Below are 21,567 nucleotides of genomic sequence, written 5' to 3'. Positions count from 1 at the left end.
ATATAACCCATGCATCCATTTGTAAAAACAGCCAAATCATTTTGTAAGATTATAGAAAAGAATCAAGATTACAAACCAAGAGCTTTTAAGATGATTCTTTATAAATCTATTCTACAGCTATTATACCATGTAGCTAAGCTGTCTGATGAAGATATATATTCTGTTAGCAAGTATGATCTCGATGCCAGTACAATCTTTAGTGAACTCAAGGAAATATTTTCAACAAAAAATTTCTACAAAGAAATATATAATCCCTATGATTTTAATGATATCGAGCCTGTAATAGGAAGTCTTGCAGATGACCTTACAGATATTTATAAAGAATTAAAGCCTGGATTAATTAAGTGGAAAAAAGTGAATAAAAAGAAGAAAAGGAAAATATTATCAACATGGAAATTTACGTTTAAAATTCATTGGGGAGAACATGCAACAGGTGCAGTTCGTGCTTTATACTACCAGTTATATACAAAACAATAATCATGGATATAGAAATAGAGTTTTGCAAACAGGAACAAATTCGTTTTGTTGAAGAATTTGCTGTAAAGTTCTTGGAAGAAGTATTCGGTATTAAAAATGCTTTTATTTCGGATATGACTAAACTAGAAGACTTCATTTCCTGGGGAATTGAATATTCAATTGGTAAGGATACAGAGAAACCGGGGCATTATTTCTTTAAGTTATATTATTGTAAGGGCTTTGATGATGAAAACAAAAAGGAAGTGATTGTCTCAAGAAAAGCAATCCATCGAAGAAAATGGTTAATTCGTCGATGTAAAAATTTATACGGGGTAGATATTTCTGAATATATAAACGAACCCTTACCGCTTGTTTTAAAAAATATAATTCAGAATATGGATAATAAAAACAGGACTTAGGAGCGTTACCGGATGATATGTTTGAACTTGAGATTCTTATAAAACCCTATAATTTTAAGAGTAGTAAATATTATACAGGAAATTGTGAATCAGTTTACGATTCTCCTCAGGAATTAAAGATGGATAATCGAACGATTTTTTCAAGTAATAAGAAGCCATGAAAATACTAAAACAAACCGATATATATCACGAAATTGCCTACACATTCCAGTCCCTGTATAACGATGGTTGGGAAGTAGCAGACATCCGTAAGTTTTTAGAAAAAAACCGCAAACCTGATTTTGAAGATGAAGGAGCAGATTACTGGTTTAGTATAGCTTTCTGGCAATGGCAAACCGATTCACTGGAAGACCTTGTTTTTTCTAAAATCAAACAAATACGGGAAGAACTAATAGGTCTCGGAATCTATAAAGAAAACGATAGATTATTCCAAAAAAAAATAAAAGAATTGGATGTATTGGTTGATAAATTTCAGATCCGCTGTGAAAAACCAGTAAAGAGAAAAAAAGTAAAACCATATCCTCCTTTACTATACTCCGGAGATTGTATTTCTATAAAGTTAGAAAATGGATACTACTCTGCTGCAATAGCTGTAACAAGAGATGATATCCCGGAAATAAGTCTGGATAAAAACGGTGGAAATATAATTGCTCTATTAGATTTTTATTCTAAAGAACCGCCAAACATAAAAGATGTAGAAAAATCGAAAGTCCTCTATATTTCCTATAGAGAATGGAATGCCGGTTATGCTGTATACTGGTATTCTGCGAAAGACATGAAAAAGAAAAATAATATTTCGACTATTGGGAATATACCTATTGTAAAGAATATAATATCTTTTCTTCGCTCACCAGAAAAAACACAGGGAAAATCATTTAATTACGATTATTGGCAGGAAGTATCCGAAGTAATTGTAAATCAAAAGAAATGTAAAATAGAGAATGCAAAACCAAAAGATATATCTTTGAAAGAGATTGTTAAAGACTTGAAAGCATGGGAATATATGCTGGAAACACGTTATAGAAAAGTATTTAAAAAACAATAGAATATGATAAAAAGATTATATATCACTTACATAAAAAATCGTGGTGATGGAAAGACGTATAGTGGAATGGCAAGTGGATTCTCTGATGCAAATAACATTCTAAAGAGAAGAGAGAGTTCTCATCACAAAAATAAAGAAGGTTTTGGAAAAGCAGAAATTGACAGAATATCTTATGATAAAAATGCTATCCGTGGAAGAGAGCAGATGCTAATTGATTATCATGGTGGTGCACAATCAGAAGGTGGAACTTCAGGCAACATTTATAATAGTATCAGTAAAAGAAATAAAAAGGGTCCTAAATATATAACAGCAGCCATTGCTGCATTCGGAAGTTTAATTTTTCTTGCAGTATGTTATCTAATCATTATATAATAAAAACATGAAAATCAGCGGAACCCAGATACACTATTACTTCATCTGCAAGAGAAAACTCTGGCTCTATGTAAATGAAATCACTATGGAAACCAATTCCGATATCGTCTATGAAGGAAAACTTATACATGAGAATAGCTATGAAAAACGCAATGAGAAATATAAGGAAATAGAAATCGAGGGAATTAAAATCGACTTCTATGACCCTCATAATAAAGTCATACACGAGATAAAGAAATCCAAGAAGATGGAAAAGGCCCATGAATGGCAGTTAAAATTTTATATTTATATATTAGAATTAGCAGGGATAATAGGAGTTACCGGAATCTTAGAATACCCGGAACAAAAGAAGAACAAAGAAATTCTTCTGGAAGATAAAGATAGACTTATTCTCCAAAATACGAAACAAGAAATCGCTCAGATTGTAGAAGCCAATAGCCCCTGCCCTGCCCTGATTCATTCGAAGATATGTAAAAAATGCTCGTATTACGACTTTTGCTATATAGGAGAAACAGAGGAAGAAGAATGAAGAGCTTCAAATTTCATCAGGCATAAAAGAATTTCACTTTACTAAATATCTTTGTTAGCTACACTGAGATTAAAGGAGAAAAAGTGATGATACAAAATGTAATTATAGAAAGATTAATCGCTAAAGAAGAAACAATAACTATTCAAATTCCCAAAGAATACATAGATTCTGAGATAGAAATTCTGATTATTCCAAAGAAAAATAAGAAATTATCATATAAAATTTTAGATTCACATTTGGATTTTTTATTCAAAAACCCTTTACAAATTCCCGATTTTGTACCTTTAAGTAGGGATGAAATATATGGATAAGATCTTTATTGATACGAATATCTGGCTTTATTCTTATATCGAAACACAAAGCAAAGAAAAACATTGAAGGTTATAAACCCATTTAAGTAAATACCATGAAAGGTTCATATTATTTTTTTAATCCCGGAAGAATAGCCAGACACGATAACACTATCCAAATTAACTTCTACCCTAAGGAAGGAGAAGAACCACAAAGGCCGAGACATATACCCGTTGAACATGTGGACGAACTCTATTTATTGGGAAGTATGGATGCAAATTCAGCGTTCTTTAACTTCGTCGGGAAACATGGGATTATGGTGCATTTCTTTGATTACTATGAAAACTATACCGGGTCTTTTTATCCAAAAGAATACTTACTTTCAGGAAGACTTTTAGTCAAGCAGGTAGAAGCCAATATAAACTTTGAAAAACGATTATCCCTGGCCAAAGCTATACTCAAAGCAGCGGCTTATAATATGAATAAGAATCTACAGTATTACCAGAATCGAGACAAAGACCTGCTAAAAGAAATTGAAACCATAGAGACATTAAGAATCAAGCTTTCTGAAGCGAAAGACATTTCAGAATTAATGGGAATCGAAGGGAATATTCGAGAAACCTATTATACTGGATTTGATAAAATCGTAGATGGATACACTATGAATGGAAGAAGTAAGCAACCTCCGGAGAATGAATTAAATGCTATGATTTCTTTTGGAAATGGACTTTGCTATGCTGCCTGTGTGCGGGCGATTTATCATACACAACTAAATCCTTCGATTTCATACTTGCATGTTCCGGGAGAAAGAAGGTTTTCTCTTTCTTTAGATATAGCAGAAATATTTAAACCTGTGATAACTGATAGACTTATCTTTAAACTATTGAATAAAAGAGAAATACAGAAAAAAGATTTTATTAAAGGAACCAATGGTTGTTTCTTGAATGAGAATGGGAGAAATACATTTGCCAGGGCTTATGATAACCGATTAAAGGAAACTATAGAACATAGAGAATTAAAGAAAAAAGTAAGTTATAAACAACTTATACAATTAGAATGTTATAAACTAATCAAAGACCTCATGGGTTTAAAAGAATATAAGGGATTTAAGATGAGGTGGTAAGATGTATGTAATTCTCGTTTATGATGTGGATGCAAAGCGAGTTGGTAAAATGCTAAAGCTTTGCAGGAAATACTTGACCTGGATTCAAAATTCGGTATTCGAAGGAGAAATTACAGAAGTAAAATTAAAAGAACTCAGCCTGAAAGCGAAAAAAATCATGGACAGTAATACGGATAGTCTCATAATCTTTAAAAGTCGCGAACAACGCTGGCTGGAAAAGGAAATCATAGGACTCGAAAAGAATTCTACTGATAATTTCTTCTGAAAACTCCCAAAAAGTCGTCGATCCCCGGCATTTTTACCCCTATCACCGATCGACGACACAAAAAACGCTTGCAATCACACCAAACCGACCGTAGAATGCTCCATAGCACGGCCTTATAATAGAACCAGATTGGAATTGAAACGAGAATTTGATTTTCTTTCCGTCTTAGCAAGCTTACTCATTTTTTACGCTTATAATAGAACCAGATTGGAATTGAAACTCCATAATTTACTTCTGTCTGATCTCCAGAAAAATACTTATAATAGAACCAGATTGGAATTGAAACGGGCTGGTAATTTTACAAGAAAAGACAAGAAATTACCTTATAATAGAACCAGATTGGAATTGAAACGTTTTGTGGACGTTTGAATAAAAATTATAGGGGGACCTTATAATAGAACCAGATTGGAATTGAAACTTTTTATACCTTACAGGTTTCACGATTCTTATTATCCTTATAATAGAACCAGATTGGAATTGAAACTCTTTTACAGGGACTTGTCGAGGGCAGAAGGTATGTCTTATAATAGAACCAGATTGGAATTGAAACTCAAATTAAACGAAGAATTTTATATGGTATCTGGTTCTTATAATAGAACCAGATTGGAATTGAAACTCGGAAATGTAAACACTAACCCAGCCAGTTTCAGGAACTTATAATAGAACCAGATTGGAATTGAAACGAAGGGATAGAACTACAATACAATAGAATTTACAACTTATAATAGAACCAGATTGGAATTGAAACTGAACCTTTTATCTCAGGAAGCTCCTTATCTTTGAGCTTATAATAGAACCAGATTGGAATTGAAACAACTGGTAACACTGAAAGCTTAGGGGATAAGATAAGCTTATAATAGAACCAGATTGGAATTGAAACACCATAAAAGACAAGAAACCTATAGCCGATAAACTTCTTATAATAGAACCAGATTGGAATTGAAACTATTGTAAAGTGGAAGGGTTCCGGGGGAAGTCCCCCCTTATAATAGAACCAGATTGGAATTGAAACATTCATGGAATACTACAATATCAGTGCTTTTTATATCTTATAATAGAACCAGATTGGAATTGAAACAAGACGTGAATAGGTTAGTAAATACATATCAGGATAACTTATAATAGAACCAGATTGGAATTGAAACTTTTCTATAATTAGAATTTGATCGCCTTTTTTATACCTTATAATAGAACCAGATTGGAATTGAAACGAAAAGATATTCTTGATTGTGGTTATGCTAATCGACTTATAATAGAACCAGATTGGAATTGAAACTACTTACCGAAAAGGAATTTAAGAACCTGATTTTTTCTTATAATAGAACCAGATTGGAATTGAAACGAAAGAGTATGGTTGTAAATCATGCTTTTCCATATCCTTATAATAGAACCAGATTGGAATTGAAACGGCTTAGGCTCCCTGGTTACTTTGCGTATCGTTCTTCTTATAATAGAACCAGATTGGAATTGAAACGTGTGAGAACTTTCTCTCTAAATTGTTATAAAAAAAACTTATAATAGAACCAGATTGGAATTGAAACCATTTGAGGACAATCGGAAAGAGCTTATTTTGCCGACTTATAATAGAACCAGATTGGAATTGAAACGACGATGTATAGAACCGCCCTTCGTGTTTCTGATTTCTTATAATAGAACCAGATTGGAATTGAAACGAGAATTTGATTTTCTTTCCTATTCCCCTGTAAAGGCTTATAATAGAACCAGATTGGAATTGAAACTATTTGCCATTTTCTTTGATCTCTCTATGTTATAATACTTATAATAGAACCAGATTGGAATTGAAACGTTTGTAAAATCCCCGTGTTTCATATCCTCCTTGATCTTATAATAGAACCAGATTGGAATTGAAACTTTAATATTCTAATTTCTCGTTTTTCTTTTTGTATTGCTTATAATAGAACCAGATTGGAATTGAAACTCATAAACCGTATCAAAGACTATCATTATTTTCTTACTTATAATAGAACCAGATTGGAATTGAAACTTTAGAATTACCAATGAAATCAAGTTTCTGAATAAGACTTATAATAGAACCAGATTGGAATTGAAACCCAAATCCCTGTTGATTGTAGCCACAAAACAACCAACTTATAATAGAACCAGATTGGAATTGAAACCAAGGCCGTAAAGGCCAAATAATTTCTATTAAAGAACTTATAATAGAACCAGATTGGAATTGAAACTATTCGACAAAAAGATATAAAGATACAGACGAGCAGCTTATAATAGAACCAGATTGGAATTGAAACCAATTTGAACAGGTTTTACTTGTATTATGAGCCGGGCTTATAATAGAACCAGATTGGAATTGAAACCAAAATTTAAAGTAGCTTTATCTCCTATTTTATTGGCTTATAATAGAACCAGATTGGAATTGAAACGAGAATACAGTCCGATTCCGAGGCATGGGTTTGTTTTCTTATAATAGAACCAGATTGGAATTGAAACTATCCAGAACATCGTGTATGAGACAGTTAATTAAAAACTTATAATAGAACCAGATTGGAATTGAAACGAGTCTTAACAATGGACTTCGGTTAGTGTTTTCGATACTTATAATAGAACCAGATTGGAATTGAAACTGATTCCTTGAAGCGAATTAATTTCTCGCATAAGCACTTATAATAGAACCAGATTGGAATTGAAATATATTGAACTCGCTACAGTCCATTTATTAGAGCCAGCTTATAATAGAACCAGATTGGAATTGAAATCATTAACGCAACAACAGGAAAAATTGATGGGATGATCTTATAATAGAACCAGATTGGAATTGAAATACCGACTTTTGCGTCTTATCTCGGAATATCGTTTTTCTTATAATAGAACCAGATTGGAATTGAAATAATCCTAATAAAGCGTCTTTTACCGCTTCGTCAGTACTTATAATAGAACCAGATTGGAATTGAAATAGGTTTAGTGATTTTAGCTTTTTATCATCATCAAAAGCCTTATAATAGAACCAGATTGGAATTGAAATACCGAAATACAGGATAATGGAGTCGGAGGCCTTGCAGCTTATAATAGAACCAGATTGGAATTGAAATAATACAGTCTCTGTTTGGTTCGATAACCTTTTGACTCTTATAATAGAACCAGATTGGAATTGAAATCTTCATCGGTATAAATAGCTAAATACTCCTCTTTTGTCTTATAATAGAACCAGATTGGAATTGAAATATTTCCGCAAGGATGAACATCGATGCAAAAACACTACTTATAATAGAACCAGATTGGAATTGAAATTCTTTAGTTCGACAAATAGCCCGTGGTGATTTCCTCGCTTATAATAGAACCAGATTGGAATTGAAATTTGAATGATAGGCTTATTTTATCTCCAGCTTTCTTACTTATAATAGAACCAGATTGGAATTGAAATCAGTAAAAGAACCGATATTTAAGGAAATGCTTAAGACTTATAATAGAACCAGATTGGAATTGAAATTGAGAAATTTCTTGAATATCGGAAAACACAGCAAACACTTATAATAGAACCAGATTGGAATTGAAATTGAAAAAGCAGACCGAGGATAATTCAGCCTTTATGGACTTATAATAGAACCAGATTGGAATTGAAATTGGTTTCAATGTTTAACGGACTTCCTGTAAGAATCTCTTATAATAGAACCAGATTGGAATTGAAATTTTTTGAGCGACTGTAAGCTCATTAGACAAATCTTGCTTATAATAGAACCAGATTGGAATTGAAATCAATGTAAGGTAAGGTGAATATTCAGAATCGGTTGAAGCTTATAATAGAACCAGATTGGAATTGAAATCTGATTTTACAACAGAGTTATCTGTTGGAGATTATATCTTATAATAGAACCAGATTGGAATTGAAATTAACTTCATTATCTAATCTTTCGTTCATTTTTAATTCTTATAATAGAACCAGATTGGAATTGAAATCAATGTAAGGTAAGGTGAATATTCAGAATCGGTTGAAGCTTATAATAGAACCAGATTGGAATTGAAATTAATATATCAGGGTTTATAAAGTTCTCAAAACTTTTCTTATAATAGAACCAGATTGGAATTGAAATTTCCTCGGTTGTTTTCGGTTCCGGGGCCGGCTTCGGCTTATAATAGAACCAGATTGGAATTGAAATCGTTTAAAATATCTTGACTATTTCTTGATCTATTGTCTTATAATAGAACCAGATTGGAATTGAAATTCCGGTTCATGCTGTAATCTCTTTGAGCGACCTTTACTTATAATAGAACCAGATTGGAATTGAAATGAGACTGAAAAGACCGTAATTCCTGAGATTTCGAAACTTATAATAGAACCAGATTGGAATTGAAATGAAGATTCTAAAACCTTAATATTGCTTTCCGGGTCTCTTATAATAGAACCAGATTGGAATTGAAATATTGTGATTTCACCGGGATTTCTTACAAATATCCTGACTTATAATAGAACCAGATTGGAATTGAAATATTTCGATAAAAATATATTTGTGTAAATTTTTTTTACTTATAATAGAACCAGATTGGAATTGAAATTGTAATAATTAACTTTCAAATAATCTGTTTCAAGTTTCTTATAATAGAACCAGATTGGAATTGAAATGTCTTTAACTCCTTGACGGTTGGATTATGGCCACAAGCTTATAATAGAACCAGATTGGAATTGAAATCAGAAAGCTCTTTATCAAGCGTTTCTTTCTCTTATGCTTATAATAGAACCAGATTGGAATTGAAATTTGAAGGGTTTATAAGCCCTTCTCGTTTTAATTGTGCTTATAATAGAACCAGATTGGAATTGAAATTCTACGATTGCCGGGGAAAATGTGATTGCTGTAGTGTCTTATAATAGAACCAGATTGGAATTGAAATATAAATCCCCTTTCATCCTGACTGGAGTTGCTGTGACTTATAATAGAACCAGATTGGAATTGAAATTCGTTTTTACAGGTTAATGATGAAGAGCTTTTCAAAGCTTATAATAGAACCAGATTGGAATTGAAATGTTATTGCAGGGACAAACTCATATTTGACAGACGGTCTTATAATAGAACCAGATTGGAATTGAAATGGTTTCTTACAGGAAGCTTGAACAGGAGTAGCAACATGCTTATAATAGAACCAGATTGGAATTGAAACTGCAAACGTTGTATGGATGGCTTCAATATAAAGTCTTCTTATAATAGAACCAGATTGGAATTGAAACATCCATATAGCAAAATCTGCTCTGTGTTTTTTTTGAACTTATAATAGAACCAGATTGGAATTGAAACGTTATAAACACTTTACGACATTTTTTTGCATTCTGTCTTATAATAGAACCAGATTGGAATTGAAACAAAATACAAAGCGGAAAAACATGGTAAGTTATTTATACTTATAATAGAACCAGATTGGAATTGAAACTGAAAATACAACCGAGGAAACCGAGTTAAAACACAACTTATAATAGAACCAGATTGGAATTGAAACTGTAGAATTGATTTGCAGGGCCGGCGAGACCCTGAACTTATAATAGAACCAGATTGGAATTGAAACAACGGTTAATTCAAGGCAGTTTACTATGTACAAAGACTTATAATAGAACCAGATTGGAATTGAAACTTCTCTTCCATCAAGAATTCTGCCTGAATTCTTTTTACTTATAATAGAACCAGATTGGAATTGAAACGCTATTTTTCCGGACAAAATAAAATTAATTTTTTTTCTCTTATAATAGAACCAGATTGGAATTGAAACCTGCTTGAAGAAAAATGGGATTTTTGCGTTTACTACCTTATAATAGAACCAGATTGGAATTGAAACTTAAGATTTGCAAATTCAAAATTCGCATTTGTCAAATCTTATAATAGAACCAGATTGGAATTGAAACTAAACAGAGAAGCGATGTAGTTATAGATAAGCTATTCTCTTATAATAGAACCAGATTGGAATTGAAACAGCACAATCTAAAGAAATATTAGCAATATTAAAAAAACTTATAATAGAACCAGATTGGAATTGAAACTCTCCAGTGTTGATGTCAACAGTCTTGTCTGCCGCCTTATAATAGAACCAGATTGGAATTGAAACTTACAAGATTGCAAAATAATATAGGGGAAACCGATTCTTATAATAGAACCAGATTGGAATTGAAACCCTGCAAGAGGTAAATAACCCGACAAATTTGTGTTGCTTATAATAGAACCAGATTGGAATTGAAACGCGTAATTGAAAGTTCCTCCTATTTTCTTGAAAGCGCTTATAATAGAACCAGATTGGAATTGAAACCTTTAAATAAGTCGACAATGTGGCCGCCAAATTTGCCTTATAATAGAACCAGATTGGAATTGAAACTACGGTTTTAGTAACTCCTTTAAAAGATATGCTTACCTTATAATAGAACCAGATTGGAATTGAAACGTGGAATACTGAGTCTATTACTACGCCAGTTCTTACGGCTTATAATAGAACCAGATTGGAATTGAAACTGTGATAAATTGAATATAATGCTTTCATTATATTCTCTTATAATAGAACCAGATTGGAATTGAAACCAGGAATGTTCCTTTCGAGTTCATCGATAAAGTCTTCTTATAATAGAACCAGATTGGAATTGAAACTTCACAAGTTTCAAAGATTCTCTTGCTATATTGATACCTTATAATAGAACCAGATTGGAATTGAAACAGCAAGCTTATGAAGAATTTTGTGAATCATTATCTTCTTATAATAGAACCAGATTGGAATTGAAACGCATGTAATCTATAATAAACAATTTTATTTTACAGCCTTATAATAGAACCAGATTGGAATTGAAACTTCTCATCTACACCACGTTCCTGAGAAATCTGAGAGCTTATAATAGAACCAGATTGGAATTGAAACTAAACACATAACTATATTTTTGTCAATAAATATTTACTTATAATAGAACCAGATTGGAATTGAAACTTGATGCTGTTATTAATAACCATTCGGGATTTCCTGCTTATAATAGAACCAGATTGGAATTGAAACAATATCGAGCATTGTAAAATCAGGGTCTACAATAAGCTTATAATAGAACCAGATTGGAATTGAAACATTCTACCCAGGTCAATAGCAGTTCTTCAGTAACTACCTTATAATAGAACCAGATTGGAATTGAAACTGGTAAGCTTGCTTCATTTCTTGCAAGTCAAAGCGACTTATAATAGAACCAGATTGGAATTGAAACTAAGGGTATTCGGTTTAAGAAGCATTACTATATATATCTTATAATAGAACCAGATTGGAATTGAAACGGTTGATATGTTATGTATTTCTTAGATTGCCTTACTACTTATAATAGAACCAGATTGGAATTGAAACTTGACAGAAGGGTTTGTTATATATCCACCAAATATCCTTATAATAGAACCAGATTGGAATTGAAACTTAACAGCGTCTTTACTCGAATCAGCAATAGACCCGTCTTATAATAGAACCAGATTGGAATTGAAACACATGATGAAAATCCTCGATTGTGCTTAAATAGAATTCTTATAATAGAACCAGATTGGAATTGAAACCACTGCGGGCATATAAGAGATATGAACAAGCGAGAATCTTATAATAGAACCAGATTGGAATTGAAACTTCGATAGTTGAAAGAAAGTTCCGGAGGATATTGATCTTATAATAGAACCAGATTGGAATTGAAACATACCCTTGACATAGCATTTGATAATAGTTACGTGCCTTATAATAGAACCAGATTGGAATTGAAACTTTTTGTATAACTTCTAAAGGGGCTTTCTTTTCATCCTTATAATAGAACCAGATTGGAATTGAAACTAAATATCGGCTCTTTTACTGAGGAGTTATTCAGTAGCTTATAATAGAACCAGATTGGAATTGAAACAATATTCGTATTTTAAAGAAAATTGATTTTTAACAGGCTTATAATAGAACCAGATTGGAATTGAAACTGTAACACTTACTTTTGACGATTCGAATATTGCTTACTTATAATAGAACCAGATTGGAATTGAAACTGTGTAATTATTAACACAATCTAATATAATAGCGTCTCTTATAATAGAACCAGATTGGAATTGAAACTACGATCTTGTTTCTGAGTATGGAGTTGGTGCGGCCACTTATAATAGAACCAGATTGGAATTGAAACAGAAATACTTGATTATGAAAATGCTTTCAAGAAAATACTTATAATAGAACCAGATTGGAATTGAAACTCTTTCTGAATTTTGTTTATAAACTTGGTTATATCAGACTTATAATAGAACCAGATTGGAATTGAAACCCAAATATCCTTTCTCCTCCTAAGGTATAGTATACTTCTTATAATAGAACCAGATTGGAATTGAAACGGCAGGATATGCTGTAAGACAGTGTACTATCTACATCTTATAATAGAACCAGATTGGAATTGAAACACGAAGGGGAAATCTTACATACATTTAAAGAGAACACTTATAATAGAACCAGATTGGAATTGAAACTTTGAAGATATTGTATTGATAGATAGGCAGATTTATACTTATAATAGAACCAGATTGGAATTGAAACGCTGTAGAGGCAAATAAGACTGTGTTCGACGGAATAACTTATAATAGAACCAGATTGGAATTGAAACAACAGGAGAAAGTTTCTTAGCCGACGGTATGCTCTGCTTATAATAGAACCAGATTGGAATTGAAACTAAACACATAACTATATTTTTGTCAATAAATATTTAGGCTTATAATAGAACCAGATTGGAATTGAAACGATATTATTTTTAGAGATATCAAACCAATCTTTCACCTTATAATAGAACCAGATTGGAATTGAAACATCAGTAAAACTTTGACAGGCATATTCTTTGCACCTCTTATAATAGAACCAGATTGGAATTGAAACGCGTTTCAGATCTTCACCTGCTGCAAAAGTATTAGCTTATAATAGAACCAGATTGGAATTGAAACACGATATAAATCAAAAGAGCCAGTATAAAAATTATACTTATAATAGAACCAGATTGGAATTGAAATATTTTTCGAAAACGAAATCGTATGTATAGCTTGAATACTTATAATAGAACCAGATTGGAATTGAAATCCTGCCGAATACAAGGAGGACAAACGTAAACACAAGCCTTATAATAGAACCAGATTGGAATTGAAATTATTTAGTCTCTGAAACATGCGTTGTTAAACGCATATCTTATAATAGAACCAGATTGGAATTGAAATGTAAGTTTAGATGACAGGATTGAAGCCCTAAAGGAACTTATAATAGAACCAGATTGGAATTGAAATATTTCTTACAGGAAGCTTGAACAGGAGTAGCAACATGCTTATAATAGAACCAGATTGGAATTGAAATTACCTTACATTATGGATGGGCGATGCTGACAGTGCCCTTATAATAGAACCAGATTGGAATTGAAACCGAAATTATTACCACCAAACTTCCTGTAATTTTCAGCCTTATAATAGAACCAGATTGGAATTGAAACTATATTAGTCCATTGAATACCCTAATAATACTAAACACTTATAATAGAACCAGATTGGAATTGAAACGTTCAAGATCATAAATAGAACTATCGTTTCCAAACTGCTTATAATAGAACCAGATTGGAATTGAAACGGCTGTATTTAGAGAGATTAAAAAAACATCTTCTGGCTTATAATAGAACCAGATTGGAATTGAAACTTTTTCTTTGGACTGATTCAAGAAATGCTTTTTTGGCTTATAATAGAACCAGATTGGAATTGAAACTTGTATGGAATGACTGCAAGGCCTCCAACTCCATTACTTATAATAGAACCAGATTGGAATTGAAACGGTTGAAAATATCGTCGTCAATATCATTCAAAATGCTTATAATAGAACCAGATTGGAATTGAAACGGTTGAAAATATCGTCGTCAATATCATTCAAAATGCTTATAATAGAACCAGATTGGAATTGAAACCGAAGTATGAGTATTTTTAAATATTACCTAAAAAACGCTTATAATAGAACCAGATTGGAATTGAAACACATCGGCAGCAAGTGAATTCATATTAATATATAGTACTTATAATAGAACCAGATTGGAATTGAAACGATATATTAACTTGTTCAATCATACAGCCGACCTCACTTATAATAGAACCAGATTGGAATTGAAACTATATACTGTATAGCTCTAACATACGTATTTTCGATCCTTATAATAGAACCAGATTGGAATTGAAACAATTGAGGAATATTTTCTAAAACGCGGAATCGTAATTCTTATAATAGAACCAGATTGGAATTGAAACTGATAGGATACACTTGAACGGCAAGGCCACAATCACCTTATAATAGAACCAGATTGGAATTGAAACTTCATACCGTCATTCCATAATTTTGCAGTTCCCTTTCCTTATAATAGAACCAGATTGGAATTGAAACATGCTACCAGTGAGAAAAACGGAATAATGCCAAGTAGCTTATAATAGAACCAGATTGGAATTGAATCTCGGCAGCAAGAAAGATTTCGGGAAAGAAAGACGGTCTTATAATAGAACCAGATTGGAATTGAAACAACATGCCATAATGCTATACGCCAGTGAAGTCCTGCCTTATAATAGAACCAGATTGGAATTGAAACATATCCATCCCGACTGATTTCCCTGTTTTTATAAATTCTTATAATAGAACCAGATTGGAATTGAAACTCGGCAGCAAGAAAGATTTCGGGAAAGAAAGACGGTCTTATAATAGAACCAGATTGGAATTGAAACTTTAGACAGGCCTAATATGGCCGCTATGTCGGAGCCCCTTATAATAGAACCAGATTGGAATTGAAACTACCACAAACCTTTCTTTGAAGTCGTCCATTTTTACCCTTATAATAGAACCAGATTGGAATTGAAACACGTTTTCATTCATATCTGATTTCCTTCTATTGTTGTCTTATAATAGAACCAGATTGGAATTGAAACTGTTTTTCCGCTTTGTATTTCATGAATTGAAAAAATTCTTATAATAGAACCAGATTGGAATTGAAACTTATTTTATTCCTTGTTAATAAACAATCTATCCGATCTTATAATAGAACCAGATTGGAATTGAAACGTATTTAAACCCGGTTCCATATAAATACTTGGCTTGCTTATAATAGAACCAGATTGGAATTGAAACTCATGTCAGAAAACATATCTATTCCTGCTTGAACGTCTTATAATAGAACCAGATTGGAATTGAAACATTTTATAATGGATGCACAATTTTTTTGTTATTGCCTTATAATAGAACCAGATTGGAATTGAAACTTCGTGATATTAGGGTTAAGCTGGGCATTAATTCGGCTTATAATAGAACCAGATTGGAATTGAAACCCTATCAAACCTAAGTTGCAACATTTTAATCAAACGGCTTATAATAGAACCAGATTGGAATTGAAACTTTACTATATGTAGCCTTTCTTCCTTCCATCTCCAACTTATAATAGAACCAGATTGGAATTGAAACAATGCAAGCGTAGTTTCTGAATTCTCACTTGTCGAGCTTATAATAGAACCAGATTGGAATTGAAACGAGACAAAGCGGTCTATGAAAACGGGTTCTATGTTCTCTTATAATAGAACCAGATTGGAATTGAAACAGGTCAAAGAGCTCCACATGCCTGAAATGGCGGTATCTTATAATAGAACCAGATTGGAATTGAAACAAAATATATCAAAACGTCTTGACAGTTCCTTGAGATACTTATAATAGAACCAGATTGGAATTGAAACCTTAGCATTTACCTGAAAAGAGCATCCAAAACAGGCTGCTTATAATAGAACCAGATTGGAATTGAAACGAACAAACAGTTTACATTTTTACAGACCCGGATAATCTTATAATAGAACCAGATTGGAATTGAAACGGTAAAATTCAGGTAAAAGAAATTTTGAATCGGGTTCTTATAATAGAACCAGATTGGAATTGAAACTGATTTTCGGCTTTATAGTAGGTCAATATTTCCCCAACTTATAATAGAACCAGATTGGAATTGAAACATGCAGTCCTATTCATACTTTTTACAGACAGTAGTCCTTATAATAGAACCAGATTGGAATTGGTGTAGCTGTCAGCTTACAGCGATCAGCGGCCAGCCATGTATTAGAATAACTTTACTTACTTATGGAATGCTTTCTTGTTAAAGAGGAAAAGCTGACGGCTAAAAGCTAATGGCTGATAGCTAAAAAAAGCGGCCAGCGTTGTATTAGTAAAGCTTTACTTACTTATGGAATGCTTTCTTGTTAAAGAGGAAAAGCTGACGGCTAATAGCTGATTAGCTGATAGCTAAAAAAAGCGGCCAGCGTTGTATTAGGAAAGCTTTACTTACTTATGGAGCGCCGGCTGAGAGAAGGCGTAAGCCTGAGCCGAAGCCAAGCAACTGAAAGCTGATAAGCTGATAGCTAAAAATCTAATATAATCCCCTATTCCTCAGAAGCTGCAAACCTCCTATGCTACGCTTTCCTTCCTGAAAAAATTAGGGCTTACAGATAAAATCACTACGATTAAAAGTTATGAAAATCAAGATTTTTTCTATTTGGATTATTGATTGACAATGCAATTTTATTTACCAGGATAGAATTATCAAGGAGAATTATAATGCAAGAGAGCATCTATCAATCTATCTTAAACCATTTAAGCCTAATTCCGGTAGAATACCTTGATATGGTGGATTCTTATCTAAAAAAACTCGCTTTAGATGCAAAAGCTAAAGAACAAAACAGGCAATTAATACTTAATCTGGCAGGCTCCTGGAGTGATATGTCTGAGGAGGATTTTGAGGATTATCTGGAAATTACTAAAAACACAAGAGATGAAATGTTTCAGAGGGAGATAAATTTATGAAGCAGGCTATTATCGACACTGACACCCTTTCCTTCTTCTTCAGAAATAATCCTAAAGTTACTAAGAAACTTGACAAATATTTAAAAGAATTTGGATTTATTAATATCAGTATCATAACTTATTATGAAGTATTAAATGGCCTTTATTTCAAAGATGCCAAAAATCAATTATCTAAATTTGAAAAATTCGTCGAGTTAAATGAAATATTACCTTTAACCGATGAGATTGCAAAAAAGGCAGCAGAAATTTATGCCAGACTTAAGAAAAATGGTAATCCCATAGGACACAACGATACTCTTATTGCCAGTACTGCAATTGTGAATAATATGAAATTAATTACGAATAACACAAATCATTTTAATCGTATTGAAGAATTAGATATTGATAATTGGAATGAGTAATGATATAGGGTAAGCTGGTTAGCTTCCAGCGATCACCGGTCAGCGTTGTATTAGGAAAGCATTACTTACTTATGGAATGCTTTTCTTGTTAAATAAGATAAAGCTAATAGCTGAAAGCTAATGGCTGATAGCTAAAAAACGGCCAGCGTTGTATTAGAAAAGCTTCACTTACTTATGGAGCACTTTCTTGTTAAATAAGATAAAGCTAATAGCTGAAAGCGATGCTTCGGTGCACTTCGTTTACTCAGCAACCGGATGCAAAGCCTTGAGCGGCTGATAGCTAAAAAAAGAATTTAATAAAATTGACAATTCATAGAAACTCTAATAAATAGGATAATATGCAAAAAAAGCAATCCCTGTCCATTATTGCATTTTCCATGTCCATGTTCCGTGGGCTTACCGTGGTGCTGCTTTTTTTATCCTCCTCGCTTTATGCCCTGGATAGAGAACAGTTAAGAATACACAGTATCCTTCTGGATAATATTTCTATAAACACCTTTCACATTTATATCAACGCTCCTGAGAATATTGCCAGAAGTCTCTTACTGGATAATATCCAAAAAAAATCAGAATTAAAGATAAAACAAGAAAATGAAGAAGATACGGAAACTCTAGAACCTTATTATCTCTCCTTTATGGCAATAAAAGATGGAAAAGAATTCAAAGCCCGAATCATTCCGGGTTCTTTTGTATCTGAAGATTCCACTCTCAGCATGGTTCAAATCCAATTCTTCGATGAACTCAAAGAAGGAGAATATGAACTGAAAATGTACCTGAATTATTACGGAAAAGTTCAGGGAGAAAGCCTCGATACAAAAACATTCCGTATTGAAACACGCAGGGAAAAAGCAGGAGAGCAACCTTTCATTTCAGAAGTAGCACCCGCTGCGGGAGTTGCGGGGGACACAATCATCATTCGAGGCAATAACCTTGCCCGTGTGAGCGCAGATTCAATAGAAGTTCAGTTTATCCGAAAGGGAAAAAAGAAGATTCTCAACAAGAACGATATCCTGTCTTCAGAAAGACCTTTTTATACATCAAGAGGAAGCAAGGGGATTGATGAAATACGATTTAGTATACCGGAACTTCTGGAGGAAGAACTCGGCTTAATGAGTATTCCCGAGCATGGTTTCCGATCCTTTCTCGGGCACCCTATTCAACTTCGTCTGATGGTAGCCAATCGCCCTTCTAAGATTGTAGAAATTCGGTATCTATCCAAAAGATGGAAGCTTATCGCGGGTTCAGTAAGTATTTCTGCCGTGATATTGTTCCTCTTGATGATTTCTTATATAATGAAGAAATTTAATTTTTTAAAAGAAATCCTTCTGGAATCGGAAACCAATACATACAGTCTGACTAAATTCCAGGCTTTTCTCTGGACGCTGGTTCTTATAGGTAGCTATCTGTATGTGGCTATATGCTGGGCCATGATCCTCGGCAATGGTGTAATCCCGGATTTTAATGCATCTTTAATTGCCCTGATGGGAGTAAGTTACGGGGGAATGATATCCTCGAAAATCATTGAAAATAAAAAACCTAAAAATGAAATAAGAGAAACAAGTCCCAGCTTAAAAAATCTGTTCTGTACCGGGAATGAAGTAGACATGGCGAGGCTACAACTATTCGGTTTTACCATCGTTTCTATTATAGCTTTTCTTTTTACAATGGTACAGAGTAATATATTAAATGGACTCCCGGACATACCCCCTACTCTTCACGGACTCCTGACAGCCAGTCAGGCGGGATATTTAAGCGGTAAAATGGTTTCAGACGATATAAGTGTTTCCGTGATTAAGCCAACAAGTTTTAAAGTAAGCGAAAAAAATCTGCTTATACACCTTGTCGGGACCGGATTTAAAAAAGAAATGCAGGTATTGGTCGGAGATCTGGGACCCTTCCCGGTCGAGTTTAAAAACCCATCCAGTTGCAGCTTTCAGATTCCCGGATTCGAAGCCCCCGGGAAATATGACTTAATACTAATACCTTCAGAAGGGAAAAAAACAGCACTAAAAGAAGCAATACAAATACAGGGAGAAGATGAAAAATGAAAATTATTACAGGTATATTAACAGTTTTTTTGATAACAGGTGCTTTACACTCCCATGCAGTAAGCGAAATTGATAAGGTAAGTAATTCTAATTATAGAATGCGTTCGGTAAAAGTAAAAGATTTTTCTAAAAATTTACTTCGAGTTAAAATTAAAGGAGATAATCTAAAAGAACGTTTCTTGTTAGAGGACGTTAATTACCATCATAAAAAAAAAGTAAAGAAACCGAAAACTGCGGATAACCTTTACTTCAATTTTGAATTAAACGGAGAAGAACTTCATATCGTTACAGGAAGCGTAAAGTTTTATAGTGATACAGAAGCAAGATTCGAAATTAAAAGTGAATCTCCCATACCCTATCAGGATACTGCGACACTTACTCTTTGTCTCTATCATAACTTAGAAAAAATAAAAGACCTCCAGGCTGTTACTTTTGAAATTCCACAACGTTCGATAAAACCGGGAATGCAACCTCATATATCTAAAGTAAGCCCGGCAGCCGGCGTTGCAGGGGATACGATTACAATTGAAGGTGAAAATTTTGGAGATAATATTGATAATATATACTTATTCTATATTCACGAAGAAGAAGATCCAAGCTATGAATTTAAGGAAAGGTTGTTGACAACAAGAAAGGCAATTTATCTTTCCAAACCAAACCCAAAAACCAACCAACAAACCTTACGCTTCACTCTTTCCACAACCCTTGACCGAATGTTACACACCATAAAAGCAAAAGAGTCAAACCTATTCTCTCATTTGAGAAGTGAAATCTTTGGTGAAACAATCAAGTTAAAACTCATGATTAATTCGCAACCCTCGGAAGTCAAGAGATATGTAGTATTAAATGCTCATTGGAAAAAAGGAGCTGTAATTATAAGCTTAATCGTTCTCTTAAGTTTTCTGGGTTTTATTTCCTTTATTATGAAGCGATTTAACTTCTTCCCTTATATTTTTCTTGATATAAAAACAAATACATACAGTTTATCCAGGTTTCAGGCCTTCATTTGGACTATTGTGCTATTAGGAAGTTATTGTTACGTAGCAATCTGCTGGGGCTTAATCCTGCAAAGCGGAGAAATCCCCGATTTCAACCCTTCTTTATTAGGATTAATGGCAATCAGTTACGGTGGCTTACTCTCATCAACAATTATAGAAAATAAGATAAGCAAAAATGAGTTACGAAATACTCAGCCCTCTATGCGAAATTTAATCTGTACAGGTAAAGTGATTGACCTTGCTCGCTTACAGTTATTTGGTTTCACTATTGTAGCTATATTTGTTTATATCTATAACTTACTTCAATCTAATATTTTAAATGGCTTACCCGATATTCCTGTAACCCTGCACGGGCTATTAACTACCAGTCAAACCGGTTATATCGCGGCAAAAGCTGCAACGAATAAAATATCAATCAGTTTTATTTCTCCTAACAAATGGTATGTAACGGATAAAGAAATAAATCTAAAACTCGTCGGTAATGGCTTTACTGATGATATGCAGGTATTGATTGAAGCAATCGGTTCTCCCATTCCTGTTGAAAAAAAAGATTCGGGAACTCTTTCCTGTACAATACATATTCCTGAAAATACCTCAAACCTTCTCGGCTTCCATGATTTAATTCTTCTTTTACCCGGAGGAGGAAGTGTAGTTTTAACGGATGGCATTGAAATCGCAACAGATGAAATACCCATTTTGGAAACTGAACCGGAAGAGGATGAATTAGAAGTTAAAAACCTATAGATGAAGTAATTTCATGTTTTATTTCAAAAATTATACTTGCTTTTCTTAATTTAG

Annotated in this window: 13 protein-coding genes and 1 CRISPR repeat array; all 13 genes read left to right on the top strand. The window is 33.2% G+C overall.

From position 1 onward, the window contains the following. The first annotated feature begins 9 nt into the window (after nt 1-9). The 13 genes from H7A25_26085 to H7A25_26025 all read left to right on the top strand — a co-directional run bounded on the left by H7A25_26085 (nt 10) and on the right by H7A25_26025 (nt 21,513). Nucleotides 10-477 carry a DUF5063 domain-containing protein gene (locus tag H7A25_26085; GenBank protein MCP5503396.1) on the top strand — a complete coding sequence of 156 codons (468 nt, stop codon included), beginning with the start codon at nt 10-12 and terminating at the stop codon, nt 475-477. A 2-nt stretch (nt 478-479) separates the two neighbouring features. Continuing rightward, entirely contained in the window at nt 480-875 is a 396-nt protein-coding gene (locus H7A25_26080) for a hypothetical protein (GenBank protein ID MCP5503395.1), read from the top strand. 17 nt (nt 876-892) lie between these two features. Further along, nucleotides 893-1,036, top strand: coding sequence for a hypothetical protein (locus tag H7A25_26075; GenBank protein ID MCP5503394.1), 144 nt, complete (start codon nt 893-895; stop codon nt 1,034-1,036). Further along, nucleotides 1,033-1,920, top strand: a complete 888-nt coding sequence (locus tag H7A25_26070; protein ID MCP5503393.1) for a hypothetical protein — start codon at nt 1,033-1,035, stop codon at nt 1,918-1,920. Before H7A25_26075 ends, H7A25_26070 begins: the two co-directional genes overlap by 4 nt. A gap of 3 nt (nt 1,921-1,923) precedes the next feature. Then, nucleotides 1,924-2,292, top strand: a complete 369-nt coding sequence (locus H7A25_26065; GenBank protein ID MCP5503392.1) for a hypothetical protein — start codon at nt 1,924-1,926, stop codon at nt 2,290-2,292. 7 nt (nt 2,293-2,299) lie between these two features. Then, entirely contained in the window at nt 2,300-2,821 is a 522-nt protein-coding gene (gene cas4, locus H7A25_26060; GenBank protein ID MCP5503391.1) for a CRISPR-associated protein Cas4, read from the top strand. 86 nt (nt 2,822-2,907) lie between these two features. Beyond that, nucleotides 2,908-3,132, top strand: a complete 225-nt coding sequence (locus tag H7A25_26055) for a hypothetical protein (GenBank protein MCP5503390.1) — start codon at nt 2,908-2,910, stop codon at nt 3,130-3,132. Nucleotides 3,133-3,227: 95 nt separating this feature from the next. Next, nucleotides 3,228-4,235: a type I-B CRISPR-associated endonuclease Cas1 gene (gene cas1b, locus H7A25_26050; protein MCP5503389.1), complete on the top strand. Its 1,008-nt coding sequence runs from the start codon at nt 3,228-3,230 to the stop codon at nt 4,233-4,235. A 1-nt stretch (nt 4,236) separates the two neighbouring features. Beyond that, the gene (gene cas2 / locus H7A25_26045) at nt 4,237-4,500 is read left to right on the top strand and encodes a CRISPR-associated endonuclease Cas2 (protein MCP5503388.1); all 264 of its coding nucleotides are present in this window, start codon (nt 4,237-4,239) and stop codon (nt 4,498-4,500) included. 112 nt (nt 4,501-4,612) lie between these two features. Next, nucleotides 4,613-16,544: a CRISPR direct-repeat array (repeat unit 29 nt; unit sequence CTTATAATAGAACCAGATTGGAATTGAAA). Nucleotides 16,545-17,076: 532 nt separating this feature from the next. Next, nucleotides 17,077-17,322: a hypothetical protein gene (locus H7A25_26040; GenBank protein MCP5503387.1), complete on the top strand. Its 246-nt coding sequence runs from the start codon at nt 17,077-17,079 to the stop codon at nt 17,320-17,322. Further along, a complete protein-coding gene (locus H7A25_26035) occupies nt 17,319-17,723 on the top strand; it encodes a type II toxin-antitoxin system VapC family toxin (GenBank protein ID MCP5503386.1) in 405 nt (134 codons plus the stop codon). The genes H7A25_26040 and H7A25_26035 overlap by 4 nt, the downstream gene beginning before the upstream one ends. Before the next feature lie 338 nt (nt 17,724-18,061). After that, nucleotides 18,062-19,771 (top strand): hypothetical protein, encoded by a 1,710-nt coding sequence (locus H7A25_26030; GenBank protein ID MCP5503385.1) that lies wholly within the window; start codon nt 18,062-18,064, stop codon nt 19,769-19,771. After that, entirely contained in the window at nt 19,768-21,513 is a 1,746-nt protein-coding gene (locus H7A25_26025; GenBank protein ID MCP5503384.1) for an IPT/TIG domain-containing protein, read from the top strand. The genes H7A25_26030 and H7A25_26025 overlap by 4 nt, the downstream gene beginning before the upstream one ends. The last annotated feature ends 54 nt before the right edge of the window (nt 21,514-21,567 follow it).

This window comes from Leptospiraceae bacterium (genome assembly GCA_024233835.1).
Lineage (GTDB): Bacteria > Spirochaetota > Leptospiria > Leptospirales > Leptospiraceae > JACKPC01.
Note: the sequence above shows the minus strand (reverse complement) of the source record. Positions and strands in the feature narration are given on the sequence as shown.

What these genes read in the sequence shown, in the direction of transcription:
- H7A25_26085 (MCP5503396.1), top strand. Translation starts at nt 10, where the DNA reads ATGCATCCATTTGTAAAAACAGCCAAATCATTTTGTAAGATTATAGAA.
- H7A25_26080 (MCP5503395.1), top strand. Translation starts at nt 480, where the DNA reads ATGGATATAGAAATAGAGTTTTGCAAACAGGAACAAATTCGTTTTGTT.
- H7A25_26075 (MCP5503394.1), top strand. Translation starts at nt 893, where the DNA reads ATGTTTGAACTTGAGATTCTTATAAAACCCTATAATTTTAAGAGTAGT.
- H7A25_26070 (MCP5503393.1), top strand. Translation starts at nt 1,033, where the DNA reads ATGAAAATACTAAAACAAACCGATATATATCACGAAATTGCCTACACA.
- H7A25_26065 (MCP5503392.1), top strand. Translation starts at nt 1,924, where the DNA reads ATGATAAAAAGATTATATATCACTTACATAAAAAATCGTGGTGATGGA.
- cas4 (MCP5503391.1), top strand. Translation starts at nt 2,300, where the DNA reads ATGAAAATCAGCGGAACCCAGATACACTATTACTTCATCTGCAAGAGA.
- H7A25_26055 (MCP5503390.1), top strand. Translation starts at nt 2,908, where the DNA reads ATGATACAAAATGTAATTATAGAAAGATTAATCGCTAAAGAAGAAACA.
- cas1b (MCP5503389.1), top strand. Translation starts at nt 3,228, where the DNA reads ATGAAAGGTTCATATTATTTTTTTAATCCCGGAAGAATAGCCAGACAC.
- cas2 (MCP5503388.1), top strand. Translation starts at nt 4,237, where the DNA reads ATGTATGTAATTCTCGTTTATGATGTGGATGCAAAGCGAGTTGGTAAA.
- H7A25_26040 (MCP5503387.1), top strand. Translation starts at nt 17,077, where the DNA reads ATGCAAGAGAGCATCTATCAATCTATCTTAAACCATTTAAGCCTAATT.
- H7A25_26035 (MCP5503386.1), top strand. Translation starts at nt 17,319, where the DNA reads ATGAAGCAGGCTATTATCGACACTGACACCCTTTCCTTCTTCTTCAGA.
- H7A25_26030 (MCP5503385.1), top strand. Translation starts at nt 18,062, where the DNA reads ATGCAAAAAAAGCAATCCCTGTCCATTATTGCATTTTCCATGTCCATG.
- H7A25_26025 (MCP5503384.1), top strand. Translation starts at nt 19,768, where the DNA reads ATGAAAATTATTACAGGTATATTAACAGTTTTTTTGATAACAGGTGCT.